Below are 13630 nucleotides of genomic sequence, written 5' to 3'. Positions count from 1 at the left end.
TGAAATAAATAATAAAAAAAGAGGCATATTTTACAGAAAATTGGTCGTCTGTAAAAAAGCCTCTACTCGATTGTGTGAAAGGAAGATAAAAATTATACTAAAAAACTTGTAAAATTATTAATATGTGATAGTTATTTCAGGGCTAAAAAATCTTGAAAATATCAATTTCTTACCTAGACATGAAATTGATTTGTTAACTTTTGTAAGTTATCCGCTTGGACACTTAAATCCTGTGTGACATGATTAACTGCTTGCATTGAGGCTGTTTGCTCATCCATTGAATGTAAAACAGCTTCTGTATAATTCGATAGCTTGTCCATGCCAGTAGCGATGGTTGTTACTGTGGATGCTACTTCATTGGCGCTACTTGAAAGCTGCTCAGCTGTCGTCGAAATATCCTCCAGCTGACTTGTCATCTGACTAACATGCTGTGAAATCGTGCCAAAGGATTTTGTCGCCTCGTCAATGACATAAACACCTTGTTGAACATTTTTTAAATCATCTTCTACTGATGAAGCTACTTGTTTTGTATCACTTTCTATTCCTACAACTAAATCCACAATTTGCGTTGCAGAGTGCTTTGATTGCTCTGCTAATTGACGCACTTCCTCAGCTACAACGGCGAAGCCTTTACCATGCTCTCCAGCGCGAGCTGCTTCTATGGCCGCATTTAATGCTAATAGATTTGTTTGATCTGTAATAGCTGTAATCATATCTGTCATTGATTTAATATCTGACATTTTAAGGGATAATTGCTGCATCAATCCACTTGTTTTTTCTGTTGAAGAGGAAATAAATTGCATTTGTTCTTTTGCCACATGTAAAATATTTGCACCATTTCCTGCTATCTCGCTAGCATCTTTCGCATGCACAAACACATCTTGTGTTGCTACTGTAATTCGCTCAATGCCATCAACGGTTTCTTGCATAGATTTAGCACTATCATTAGCCGATTGTGCTGCTTGCTTCAAGCCCTCGGACGTCTTCTCCATTTGTTGATCTACTTCTTCCACAGCAAGCGTAATTTCATTCGTACTCGCAGATAGTTCCTCTATGCTTGCTGATAAATTCGTAGAACTGTGCGCAATTTTTTGTGTCATTGTTCGTAATTGTTCCTGCATCTCTAAAAAGGATTGTGCTAGTTGAGAAATTTCACCATTGTCACGAACCTCAATGACAACTGTATCTAATTGGCCTGCCGTAATTCCTTGCGCAGCCTCTGTTAGTTGTTTGATAGGCTGTATCACTTTGTAGTGGACATACACTGTGTAAGATAATGTAATAGCAATTCCTACAATCGTTAACACGGTAGAAAACCAATCTAATGTCGTTACATTGGCTAAATCGATGAATAAAATAATGATCATTAAAACATTTAAAACGGAAAAGCCAAGTAAACTCTTTTTTCGTAAACTCATTACAAATTCCCCCAACTAAAATATGTCTTCTATACCATTATTATAGTTGAATTATCCTAAAACGCATAAGGATACGCTCTATTTTTATATGAGGAAAGGTCTACAAAAAAAGACTGGAGACAGCCTCCTAGGGCATGTCTACAGTCCATTAGTGCTCGTTTTATTTTAATTTCATAATACTAGAACCCGCAATACCTGGGTGTGTCATTTCATATGGATCTAAAATTAAGTCAAGTTGTTCTTTTGTTAGGACACCTTCTTCAAGGCAAAGCTCACGAATAGAACGACCTGTTAAAATGGCTTCACGTGCTAGACGAGCAGCTACTTCATAACCAATGTGAGGGTTAACTGCTGTTAGCACCCCTACACTTTTTTCTACATATTCTTTCATGCGCTCTTCATTTGCTTCAATATCTTTTAAGCAGTTTTCAGTAAACGCGCGGAAGACATTATTCATAATACTAATGGATTGGATTAGGTTAAACACTAATACAGGCTCCATTACGTTTAATTCTAATTGACCAGCTTCTGATGCTAGAGAAATCGTATGGTCATTCCCAATTACTTGGAAGGCTACTTGGTTCAGTACCTCTGGCATTACTGGGTTGACTTTACCTGGCATAATTGAAGAACCTGGTTGACGAGCTGGTAACAGGATTTCTCCTAAGCCTGCGCGTGGACCAGAGGCCATTAAGCGCAAGTCATTAGCAATTTTAGACATATTAATCATACAGATTTTTAAAGCGCCTGATACTTCTGTGTAGGCATCTGTATTTTGTGTAGCATCCACTAAATGCGTTGCCCCTTTTAATGGTAAACCAGAAATTTCAGCAAGATGCTCATCAACAGATTTAATGTAGTCTGGGAAGGCATTTAATCCTGTTCCGACAGCCGTTGCACCCATGTTCACATCATATAAATTCGGACGTGTTTGACGAATGCGTACGATATCACGGTTGATCACGCGGCAATAAGCTTCAAACTCTTGTCCTAAGCGGATTGGCACGGCATCCTGTAAATGCGTACGTCCCATTTTAATGACATGAGCAAATTGCTCTGCTTTTTGATGGAAAACCGATTGCATATAATCCATCGTAATTAATAATTCATCTATTAAATTTAACACAGCGATATGAATAGCTGTTGGGAAAGCATCATTTGTTGATTGTGACATATTGACATGACTGTTTGGGCTTACTGTGTGATAGTCACCCTTTTCTTTCCCTAAAATTTCTAGGGCACGGTTAGCGATGACTTCATTGGCATTCATATTGATGGATGTACCTGCTCCACCTTGAATTGGGTCTACGATAAATTCAGCATCCCATTTGCCATCAATCACTTCTTGTGCTGCTTCGACAATTGCCTCACCAATTTCTTTTGATAATAGGTGTACTTCCATATTACTTAATGCAGCTGCCTTCTTCACAATCCCCATTGCTTTAATAAGGGAAGAGTGAATTGTGTAGCCTGTAATTGGGAAGTTTTCCGTAGCACGTAGTGTTTGAATTCCGTAATACGCTTCTGCTGGTAATACGCGCTCACCTAAAAAATCTTTTTCTATTCGTTGTGTTGACATTATTGTCGTCTCCTTTTATGTAATACTCACACTTGATAGTAGCTAATAAAAGTCGTATTGTAAACAGTCATTTTTCTGTAAACGAAAAAAATCCTTCAAAAAAGCAAAAAAAACACAAAAAACCGAGCGCATTTTAACTTGATTCAGCAAATGTTTTGTGCAATGAACGCCAATGTAAGGTAATTATGACTTGCTCATACTATTTGCTCAAAATTCCACTGAAATAGAAGAACACCGTCAAAAGCGCCACGTCCTGTGGCATTGACGGTGTGACCAACTTCGTGTTGCCCCAAATCTGGACGTAATTACGCCGAAGCGAAATTGATGGAAACGCTCGGTTGCATTTATTATTTATTCGACGTTACTGTGAAACGGCTATTAACGTGCTGTGGGTTTTCTAATTCATCGACGACAGCCACTGCGTAATCGGCATAGCTGACATAGCTTTCCCCCGCATCATTTACTAATAAGTGGTCGACTCCTGCTGTATAGTGACCTGTACGTGGACCTTCTGGATCGAAAAATGCAGATGGACTAATAAATGTCCAAGTAATGGATGATTGTTGTAAATCCTGTAGGTTTTGTCCTTGATTTTGCGCTGTTGCTAAATACATGGCTGGGAAATCTGGTGTATCCATCACACGTACTTTTTTCTCTGGGTCCACAAATAGACTGCCCGCTCCCCCTACAACCACTAATTTTGTAGGAATACCTTGGAAAATCGAGATCAAATGACGACCCGCTTTGACATGTAAATCTTCTTGTCCAGCTGGAGCACCGAATGCATTGACAACGACATCGAAGCCTTTTACATCCTCTTGCGTCACATCAAACACATCTTTTTCAATTACTGGAATAGCTGCTGTCACTTTTGCAGCTGAACGAACGATGGCTGTGACCTCATGACCACGTTGTACCGCTTCCTCTACTATTTTTTGTCCAGCTTTTCCTGTTGCACCAATTACGGCAATTTTCATGATTTATTCCTCCTAAGGTTTAGTTGTAACCATTTTAGTTACAGGTTAGATACAAGAAGACCATCTCCGTCTAAGCACGAAGCTGATCTAGCACATCCTGTAGCGTCTGTGCCTGTAATTGCTCTTCCATTGCCAGCCAAACAGATGTATAGACTCCCTCCAATGTATGCTGGATTTTTTGACCTACTGCACACGCTGGATTTGGCTCATCATGAATGGCAAATAGCTGCTCTGGCCCATCAATTGCCTGATAAATAGCTAACAGTGTTAAATCCTTTGGCTCTACTAATAGCTCATAGCCAGCCATGCCAGTATGAGAAGAAAGTAACCCTGCTTTTTTTAGCACACCAATCATTCTTCTTACGACTACTGGATTGGTATTCACACTTCCAGCTATAAAATCGGACGTAAGGAGACTTTTATCAGATGTTGTAGCAATGAGCGAAAGAATATGGATCGCCACCGAAAATCGACTGTTCACCATATGTATCACCACCTGTTGTAACTATTATAGTTACAGGTGCAGAAAAAAGTCAAGCACTGTCACCTGTATGTATTGTTCCCGTTATGCTGTTGCTAATGTATCACTTATATTTTTTTTACGTAAATGACTAATTCCTGACGTATTTGACCGTTGTCCTCATAAAAATCTAAATTATGAAATTCATATTTAAAGTGACCTACTGGAAATGTCACACTTTCTCCTTGTGCTGCTGCCAAAATGCCTGCTACATCTTGTGACACCATATGTAGCAGCTCTTCCCCAGAATAAGAATCGATAAAAATAACATTCATAAAAAAACACCTCCACAGCCATTATAGCTTAGAAGGCGCTTACATTTATAGTGTATCTTTATAACCTTTCAAACGAATCTCTTCGATGATTTGCATCATTTCTTGAATTTGCTGCTGCGACAATTCGATCTTGTTACAAGAATATGCATGTTGCACAGAACCCATGCTTTGTTCTGGCTCGCTTTGCTGTCGATCATATTCATCTACTAGAAGTACCATTGTATTTTTCACAACTATCACCCCTACAATATAATGGACTATTCCCATTATACCAAATAATGCTAATTATACCATAATAACTATAATCAATTTCTTTTCATCCAGTCATCCAACTACTTGCCTATTTCGTAAAACAAATAGTTAGTCCTAGATCTTTGTTTGAAAAAAACAGCAACCAAAATGGCTGCTGTTAGCATTATACGGCAATTGGTGCTTTAATCGCAGGATGTGGATCATATCCTTCAATCGATAAATCCTCAAGCTCTATATCAAAGATGGATGCTTTATTTGGATTGATGTGCAATGTTGGTAGGTTTCTTGGCTCACGTGATAGCTGTTCTTTCACTTGCTCCACATGGTTTGCATAAATATGTGCATCCCCAATGCTATGAATAAATTCGCCAACCTCTAGGCCACACTCATGTGCGATCAAATGTGTTAATAAGGCGTAAGACGCAATATTGAATGGACAGCCTAATAATGTATCAAGGCTTCTTTGCATTAACTGGCAGCTTAATTGACCATTTGCTACATAAAATTGGAACATCACATGGCACGGTGGTAATGCAGCTTTACTGCCCTTTGCGCCCGCATTAATGACATCCTCAGGATTCCATGCATTGACAATGATACGGCGTGAATCAGGTTGATGCTTAATCTGATGAATGACATCCTGTAGCTGATCAAGGCTATCGCCATCAGAGGTTGTCCAATGGCGCCATTGTTTGCCATAGACATTTCCGAGATCTCCATATTGCTGTGCAAAGTCATCGTCTGTTAAGACACGTTCACAAAATGAGGCAAGTTCTTTTTGATACAATGCGTTAAATGACTCGTCTACTAAACAGCGTCGACCAAAATCTGTCATATCAGGACCTTTATACTCATTAGATTCCACCCATTTTTTAAATGCCCATTCATCCCAGATGTGGTTATTATGCTGCAATAGGTAACGGATATTGGTATCCCCTTTAATGAACCATAATAATTCACTTGCTACAAGCTTAAAGGGCACACGCTTTGTCGTTAGAAGAGGAAAACCTTTGCTTAAATCAAAACGCATTTGATACCCAAAGACACTGTATGTACCTGTCCCAGTTCGATCCTCTTTCTTTGTGCCATTTTCTAATATATGTTGTAGTAAATTTAAGTACGCGAATTCTGGATGCGTCATTTTTCTTCAACAGCTCCTTCAAGTTTGCTGTTGATCATTATACCATTTCACAACGAATTATTGTTGAGCTCCCTTGAAATTTCACTCTCTGTTGTGACGAAAAAAGTGGGCAGCAAGATGATATTTAATAAAACAGGTCCAACAATCACTAATAAATCAATGCCAGGACTAAAGTATAATCCAAATGCTGTAATCAGACCCGATAATACAAGGAACACGATTTGTGCGACAATGATCAAAATCGGCACCAATTGATACAGGTAATTGAGTTTACGGAACTGATGCATATTGTCTGGGTTTTTAATGATTTTCCTTTTTAACCGTCTGGATAAAATAAGACAAGCAAGCAGTTGGATAGCCATAAAGCAAAAATAAATGACACTGTATAAAAGCAACTGACTTTTTTGAATGGTGCCATCAAAATGGCCCACTCTTTGGTTTAATAACTCTTGGACTGCTCCCTCATAGACATATTCACGTTCACTTAAAAAAGTAAAGGGCTCCATAAAGCCAAGCGCTGTCCAATCCTTTGTATTGACAGTCCACTTGGATAATTTACTTGCTAAAATACGCAATTGAATAGGATCTTGCTCGCCAAACATCCCTACTAGATGACGATAGGGTATGGCTACTTTTAGCTGACCATCCTGCTTTTCTTGAAATAAATCCTGAATATAAAAGGTATAGGAAACATCGGATTTATTGGCCTCATATCGAGTCTCACCAATTTTCCAATGATTAGCTAAGGAAGCTTGAATGCCTTTTTTCATTTCTGTATAGGGCATATCCTTATGTAAATGCTTCGGAATCTTATAGACAAAATGATGATCACTACCTATGAGACCAATTTCTACCTCGACTTTATCCTGATTCACCGTTTTGGCCTTCGTGGTCAATGGAATGGTGATCATAGCGATGAGAAAAAAAAGTAAAAGTGTTAAAATGCCTTTTTTCACGCAGAAGTCCCCCTATTCGTCACTAATGATTAAATTTACCCTATCATAGCCATGTCCGAAAACACTATTTCGTTATTCCGAAAAAACAATAGTGGTTTTCCGAAACTCGTTATTTCGGTATTCCAAATTTATCAATAATTAGCGATAATATATAGGAGATTATGATCATAAGCAAATTAGAGGTTTAACAATGAAAAAATGTACTTATTGTATTTTTCTTACATACTTAATACTCGGTATTTATGTGTTAGGTATTACCATCAAAACACCCTTTGTGAGTCTCACTCTCGATACGACAAACGGTCAGCCTGTTTTTGTGGATAGCTATTACCCTCTATGGGCAGAGCAAAAAAATATTGAAAAAGGGGATATTATTGTGGCTATCGATGGGCAGCCAGCCATGGAGAATCGCTACGTTCAACAGCAAATGATCGTTAGAAGCGCCAATGCATTAACGATCCAAAAGGCTGATAAGAGTATTCAAACCATTGCTGTCAAACATCGAGACATGCCAGAAGAATTATATTTGCAAATTTTGTTCCCTGTCTTTTATTTTTTCCTAGCTTTTGGTGTCGCACTTTATGTTTGGCGACGCAATCAAAATAATCTTTCAACGTTTTTATTGATCCTATTTTTATTAACTTGTTCGACCGCCTATATCAGTACTGGCGCATCAGCTAGAGGAAATATGATTGGGATGTTTGTCATTAGTAGCTGTATTATTTTATGCATGGTTCTCTTTATTCACTTTTTACAACACTTTTTCAAATACCTACAAATTAAGTGGACCTACCCTCACAGCAAATGGCTGTACTTATTAATACTGTTCATCCCTGGCTTTTATCTAATGGAGGAAATTGAGCCATCATTACGTGAGTTCACACCTATATTGAACCTAAGTTTATTTGCTGTCCTGGTAGTCTATGCAATTTTTATTTTAGTAACGAGTTATTTACGTACTAAATTGGCCAAAATTCGTTTAATTGCGCTTGCCTTTATCGTGCCGTTTTTACCTTTTTTATTATTCTTCGTTACACCTGAAATATTAGGACATAAGCCGATACTACACGCTGAAATCGCCGCATTGTTTTTATTATTTATTCCGTTCTCTTTTCTGTTCATTCAGGTGAACGAACGATTATTTGATATTGAATACCAATTATCACGATTACGCTATTATTCAACGCTAGCCTTTTTCAGTGCGCTTCTGTTGACAGCAGGGATTGCCCTGTTATTTATGGGGGAGCTATCCATCGTCCATGTCACAAGTATTTTTTTACTTGTCTTTATGGTGATCATTGCAAGCTTTTATATAAAAGAACGCATTGATTTTAAGTATCGAAAAATTATCTTCTCTTCTACTGGAAATTATGTACATAATTTATATGCAGCCGTTCAGCGTATGGGCAAAGCAAAAAACCAACAAGAATTATTGGATCGTTTTAAATATGAAATCACCGAGAAGCTTGGAACCACAGCGTTTCATATCCGGACAATAACAGACGATTCTCCACAGCATGTAAGCTACTATCCGCAATTACTGTTACATGATGCTGGTGAGGAAAAGATTATGTTAGAAATACGCCATGCTCTGCAAAAGGAAGAGCTGCTTTGGTTAGAATTGCTTGCACTGTATGTGTCCATGTTTATCAATAACTTACAGCAAATTGAGGATTTAGTGCGTGAAATTCAGCATATAAAAAATACCAGTGATACACCGCTTCCTTGGCTCGATAAATTGCTATGGAATATTATTGAGAAGGAAAAGAGTATTTTAGCACAGGAATTACATGATACCATTTTGCAGGAGCAGCTTCATTTAGCCAGAGAGCTTGATGTCCTAGCTGGCTCCCCTACTATTCAGAAGGAGACCGTGCTAGCTATACGCGAGCAGCTATTGAATGCAACGAAGGACTTACGAGAATATTGCGAGAACTTAAGTCCCCCACTATTGGATACCTTTGGTTTACAAATGGCATTAAAAAAACTCATTCAAAAGGTAAAAATAAGGGCTGATTTTTTATTAAGCGCCCAAATTGATCGTGTAGAATTTCAGGATGTCACCCTGCATCTCGTAGTCTATCGTCTTGTTCAGGAGCTGTTAAATAATGCAATCAAGCATGCCGAAGCAACAGAGGTTTCGCTTCAATTACAAGCAATCCCTCAAGGCTTTATCCTTCGATACGATGATAATGGTATAGGCTGCGACATTGACGATTTAATACAGTCCTCTGCATCAATGGGCATTAATGGCATTCGCGAACGTGTCCGTGCTTTTAATGGTGACATTACCATTCAATCGAGCCTTAACGAGGGCATGCATATTTATATACAAATACAAGAGGACGGGGATTCATATGATGAACATACTTATTATAGATGACCATCCTGTCGTTTTAGATGGTACGAAAACATTGTTGCAGGATTTAGCCAATGTTCAAATCGAAACAGAACAGGATTGCGCAGCCGTTTTATCAAGAATGGATACAGCTACCTTTCAGTTGTTTCTCATTGATATCAATATGAAGCCAATCAACGGCATTCAACTATCAGAGATGATTAAGAAAAAACAAGCAGATGCATTGATTATTCTTTACACAGGCTACGAACTTTCCGATTATTATGAGCTATTGATTGAGAAAAAAATTGACGGTCTATTATCAAAGCTAGCGACAAAGGAGCAAGTGATCCAAACCATTCAAGCAGCCATAAGAGGTGAGATTTTACTGGCAGCCGATTTCTTAGACTTTGTTCAGCAACGCACCAACCTGCCGAATGTGCAGCAGGAGGTTCTACTGAGCGATAAGGAACAGGAAATACTACAGCTCGTTGCCCAAGGCTGTACAAATAAAGCCATCGCCTCTGCAATTGGTGTCACCCAGCGCACGGTGGAGAACTATTTATCGAAGCTATTCGTCAAGCTGAATGTAGAATCGCGGGCAGAGGCTGTCATTGTTGCGAAGGAAAAAGCATGGATTAAATAATGAGGAAATAGCGTTTCTTTACTATTAGATTACAAATGTAAATTTTTCCTTACTAAAAACGGAATTTACTGGATATACAAACAATTCTGTACTATAATAAGGGTAATAATTACATTACTTCATTGCTATGATTAAAAACACGTATTCAAAAGTAATACGAGCTTTTGAATACGTTTTTTATATGTGATAGAAGCAATTGATTGTTGAATTTTTTTGGGAGGGTGTTTACATGACACAAGGTACAGTAAAATGGTTTAACGCAGAAAAAGGTTTTGGCTTCATCGCAGTTGAAGGTGGCAATGATGTATTCGTACATTTCTCAGCTATCCAATCTGATGGCTTCAAAACTTTAGAAGAGGGCCAAAAAGTTGAATTCGGCGTAGAAGAAGGCAGCCGTGGACCTCAAGCAACGAATGTAGTGAAACTATAATCTTCACTTAACATAGACGTGCATATAAAAAGAGACATTCGTAAATGGATGTCTCTTTTTCCTGTGTCAGGATTTGCACAGGTAGCCCCACCGTATGAGCCATTCCATCCTGACTAATATAAATGAATTTGATAATACTTTTTTGGGCGTCCACGTGTGGTGGACGTGTTGCTTGGTAATTCGTGTGCTAAATTTTTCTCATGGAGCTGCTTTAAAATGCGGTTTGCAGAGCGTACAGTAATGCCGAGATGTGTGCTGAGCAGTTCCCCACTAACAATCGTTGTCGTTAGTTTTTCCAGCATCGCTTCTATTTTTTGTAATTGTAATAAGGGAATATCATATGTCGTACTTAAATTTTTTAGATGCTGTTGTTTTTCATCGTCAAACTGCAGCATCGTTCCATATAGTAAAGGCCCAATTTCTCGTGAATTTTCAATAATGTATCCCTGTGTTTCCTTTGAAGAGCAGAGGGTTGCGGCTTTTTTAGCAAACTCCTGACTTTCAATTAGAGAGTCACCAATTCCCCACCCTATTCTGACAGGAAACGATAGCTTCTCATTTAAAAAATCAACTAAATGACAATGTGAATAACGATTCGTTGTACTTAAAAATTGCTTATACGTCGTGATAATTGCAATAAACGATGCCTCACGATGTACGATAAATGAGCTAGCATACAGTTGTTTGAAATCTAATATAGTTTTATATAAGGCAATTTGCCGATATTCTAGGTCTTCTATATTCGATTTATCTATCGGAATTAAAATATGCACTACCACTACTTTATTTTGGTTAAGCTGTCGAATTTGCAGTTGATTGAGAAAATGATCTAATGTTAATTGCATTGCATATTGAGACGGGTAAAAAGCGATAAATGGTATATTTTGATCAGCTAAGCGCTCCCGTATTTCTGCAATGCGGGTAAAGCTCAAATCAACCTTGTTTTCCTTATGCAATTGTAGATGCCATTCAGCAGCTTTATCGACAATATCGCTACTTGCGTACTCGCTCATCGTTTGGCTAAAAAGATAAGGTTTTTTTCCTATCGACCATTCATGAATGCCCAAATAGCCGTTTTCCTCATAGCAAAAGTCGATGGCAATGCGATTCATAGCAATCTTTTTCTCATAAAAAAGCTCCGTAACGGTACGGTAAAAATCACGCTCTGAAATATCAAAATAATGCATGGGTACCGTTGCTTCTTGAAAATGCGTTTGAGCATAAAAATATGGAATTTGTCCGCTAAAAAGCGCTCCATCTCCCCCTTCCAAATACTTTTCTAAAAGCTCATTCAAATGTTCAAAATCAGTATAAGCATAGTAATGAAATTCACAAAAAGAGGGTTTAATTTTTTCAAGCTGTTGAACCCATGAAAGTGAGCGTTTTGCGGTAAAAACATTAATTTTATACATACATATAGCTCCTTAATAAAAAATAAATATTGAAAATAGTCAGAAAATATGGTTTCTTTGTATAAAGGACATAGATTTTCGATGTCTTAAAATAGAGACATTGGATTTTTAAAGGTTAAGTCTAATAAAGTATAAAAGGAGATGAAATTTATGCAAGGGAATTCACAAACAATTAAGAAAAAATCTTGGATTGACAATATGTTAGATAAAATCGAGCGTGCAGGTAATAAGCTACCAGACCCTATCACTTTATTTATTATTCTAGCAGGTATAGTACTAGTTTTATCATGGGTTTTATCCATGCTCGGTATTTCAGCAGTTCAACCTGGGACCGAAGATGTCATTCAAGTAAAAAATCTGCTAAGTCAAGAAGGACTTATCTTAATTTTAACGCAGATGGTTTCAACATTTACAGGCTTCGCTCCATTAGGGCTAGTAATCGTGACAATGATTGGTATTGGCTTAGCTGAGCAAACAGGCTTAATTTCAGCTGTCATGAAGAAAATTGTAATGTCAGCACCTACAAAATTAATTGTACCTTTTATCATTTTTACAGGTTTAGTTGGTAACTTAGCGGCTGACGCGGCATTTATCATTTTACCACCAATTGCAGCCATGATTTTTATGAGTATTGGTCGAAATCCATTAGCAGGCTTAATTATTACATATGCAGCTGTAGCTGGGGGCTTCAGTGCGAACATATTAATTAGCTCTCTAGATGTATTATTATTAGGGATTACAGAATCAGCAGCACAAATAGCAGACCCCGCGTACACTGGTCGTGCAACGATGAACTACTATTTCTTAATTGCTTCGACGTTTTTATTAGTCATTATTGGTACATGGGTTGCAAAGAAGTTTACAGAGCCTCGCTTTGGTTCGTTTCACGGTGAAATTGAAAAGCTAGAGCCATTGACAGCTTTAGAGAAGAGAGGATTAAAATGGGCTGGAATCGTAACGCTAGTTTATATTTTAGTCATTGCTTTTACAGTCATACCGTCGAACGGTCTTTTACGTGATCCTGCCACAGGTGGCTTTTTAAACTCACCTTTCATGGCAGGCATTGTACCTATCATGTTATTCTTCTTCCTATTACCTGGGCTTGCCTATGGGATAGCAGCGAAGGAGGTTAAAAACGATAAGGAAGTTGCGGAGAAAATTTTTAAATCCATTGCAGATATGGCACCATTTATTGTATTAGCGTTTGCCGCTTCACAAATGATTGCCTTTTTCAACTGGAGCAATATTGGTTCTATTTTAGCCATTAAAGGTGCTGAGCTTTTACAAGCATTGAATTTTACAGGTTTACCAATGATGATAGGTTTTGTTTTAATATGTGCCTTTGTCAACCTATTAATCGCCAGTGCTTCTGCAAAATGGGCTTTACTTGCACCGATTTTCGTACCAATGTTCTTATATTTAGGCTATTCCCCAGCGGTTACGCAGATGGCCTATCGTGTAGGGGATTCAATTACAAATCCAATTACCCCTATGTTACCGTATTTCGCAATTTTACTATCTTTTGCAAAGCGCTATGATAAAAATATCGGAATTGGTACGCTTATCTCTTCTTTATTACCGTTCTCGGTGTTTTTCGCAATCGGTTGGATTATCCTCTTCGCCATTTGGTTCCTACTAGGTTTACCGCTTGGCCCTGGAGATTATATTTACTTAAAATAAGGAGTG

At 38.0% G+C, this 13630-nt stretch carries 13 protein-coding genes; 4 read left to right on the top strand and 9 right to left on the bottom strand.

The genetic code is table 11. The features are described from left to right. Positions 1-173 precede the first annotated feature (173 nt). The 8 genes from MHB39_RS10945 to MHB39_RS10910 all read right to left on the bottom strand — a co-directional run bounded on the left by MHB39_RS10945 (position 174) and on the right by MHB39_RS10910 (position 7118). Positions 174-1418, bottom strand: a complete 1245-nt coding sequence (locus MHB39_RS10945; protein ID WP_342546731.1) for a methyl-accepting chemotaxis protein — start codon at positions 1416-1418, stop codon at positions 174-176. A 160-nt stretch (positions 1419-1578) separates the two neighbouring features. Beyond that, positions 1579-2997, bottom strand: coding sequence for an aspartate ammonia-lyase (gene aspA / locus MHB39_RS10940; protein ID WP_016992590.1), 1419 nt, complete (start codon positions 2995-2997; stop codon positions 1579-1581). 347 nt (positions 2998-3344) lie between these two features. Then, positions 3345-3974, bottom strand: coding sequence for an NAD(P)-dependent oxidoreductase (locus MHB39_RS10935; RefSeq protein WP_342546730.1), 630 nt, complete (start codon positions 3972-3974; stop codon positions 3345-3347). 70 nt (positions 3975-4044) lie between these two features. Next, entirely contained in the window at positions 4045-4458 is a 414-nt protein-coding gene (locus tag MHB39_RS10930; protein WP_016992591.1) for an Rrf2 family transcriptional regulator, read from the bottom strand. A 104-nt stretch (positions 4459-4562) separates the two neighbouring features. After that, a complete protein-coding gene (locus MHB39_RS10925; RefSeq protein WP_036080672.1) occupies positions 4563-4769 on the bottom strand; it encodes a hypothetical protein in 207 nt (68 codons plus the stop codon). A 45-nt stretch (positions 4770-4814) separates the two neighbouring features. After that, positions 4815-5000 carry a hypothetical protein gene (locus MHB39_RS10920; protein ID WP_048394492.1) on the bottom strand — a complete coding sequence of 62 codons (186 nt, stop codon included), beginning with the start codon at positions 4998-5000 and terminating at the stop codon, positions 4815-4817. A 184-nt stretch (positions 5001-5184) separates the two neighbouring features. Continuing rightward, positions 5185-6162 (bottom strand): thymidylate synthase, encoded by a 978-nt coding sequence (locus tag MHB39_RS10915; protein ID WP_342546727.1) that lies wholly within the window; start codon positions 6160-6162, stop codon positions 5185-5187. Positions 6163-6209: 47 nt separating this feature from the next. Next, positions 6210-7118 (bottom strand): hypothetical protein, encoded by a 909-nt coding sequence (locus MHB39_RS10910; protein WP_342546726.1) that lies wholly within the window; start codon positions 7116-7118, stop codon positions 6210-6212. A gap of 190 nt (positions 7119-7308) precedes the next feature. On the opposite strand from MHB39_RS10910, the gene MHB39_RS10905 reads away from it, so the two are divergent. The 3 genes from MHB39_RS10905 (at position 7309) to MHB39_RS10895 (ending at position 10532) form a co-directional block, all read left to right on the top strand. Then, positions 7309-9501 carry an ATP-binding protein gene (locus MHB39_RS10905; RefSeq protein ID WP_342546725.1) on the top strand — a complete coding sequence of 731 codons (2193 nt, stop codon included), beginning with the start codon at positions 7309-7311 and terminating at the stop codon, positions 9499-9501. Next, on the top strand, positions 9476-10102 hold the full coding sequence (locus MHB39_RS10900; RefSeq protein ID WP_048394499.1) for a response regulator transcription factor: 627 nt from the start codon (positions 9476-9478) through the stop codon (positions 10100-10102). Before MHB39_RS10905 ends, MHB39_RS10900 begins: the two co-directional genes overlap by 26 nt. A gap of 229 nt (positions 10103-10331) precedes the next feature. Beyond that, positions 10332-10532 (top strand): cold-shock protein, encoded by a 201-nt coding sequence (locus MHB39_RS10895; protein WP_004230248.1) that lies wholly within the window; start codon positions 10332-10334, stop codon positions 10530-10532. A gap of 113 nt (positions 10533-10645) precedes the next feature. Here MHB39_RS10895 and MHB39_RS10890 read toward each other — a convergent pair whose 3' ends face one another. Further along, positions 10646-11944, bottom strand: coding sequence for a hypothetical protein (locus MHB39_RS10890; RefSeq protein ID WP_112118747.1), 1299 nt, complete (start codon positions 11942-11944; stop codon positions 10646-10648). 150 nt (positions 11945-12094) lie between these two features. Between MHB39_RS10890 and MHB39_RS10885 the strand changes: the two genes are divergently transcribed. Continuing rightward, a complete protein-coding gene (locus MHB39_RS10885; RefSeq protein ID WP_048394502.1) occupies positions 12095-13624 on the top strand; it encodes an AbgT family transporter in 1530 nt (509 codons plus the stop codon). Positions 13625-13630: the final 6 nt, after the last annotated feature.

This window comes from Lysinibacillus sp. FSL K6-4013 (assembly GCF_038630435.1).
In the GTDB taxonomy this organism is placed as follows: domain Bacteria; phylum Bacillota; class Bacilli; order Bacillales_A; family Planococcaceae; genus Lysinibacillus; species Lysinibacillus boronitolerans.
The sequence above is the reverse complement of the archived record's forward strand: the minus strand, read 5'-3'. Positions and strand labels throughout refer to the sequence as shown.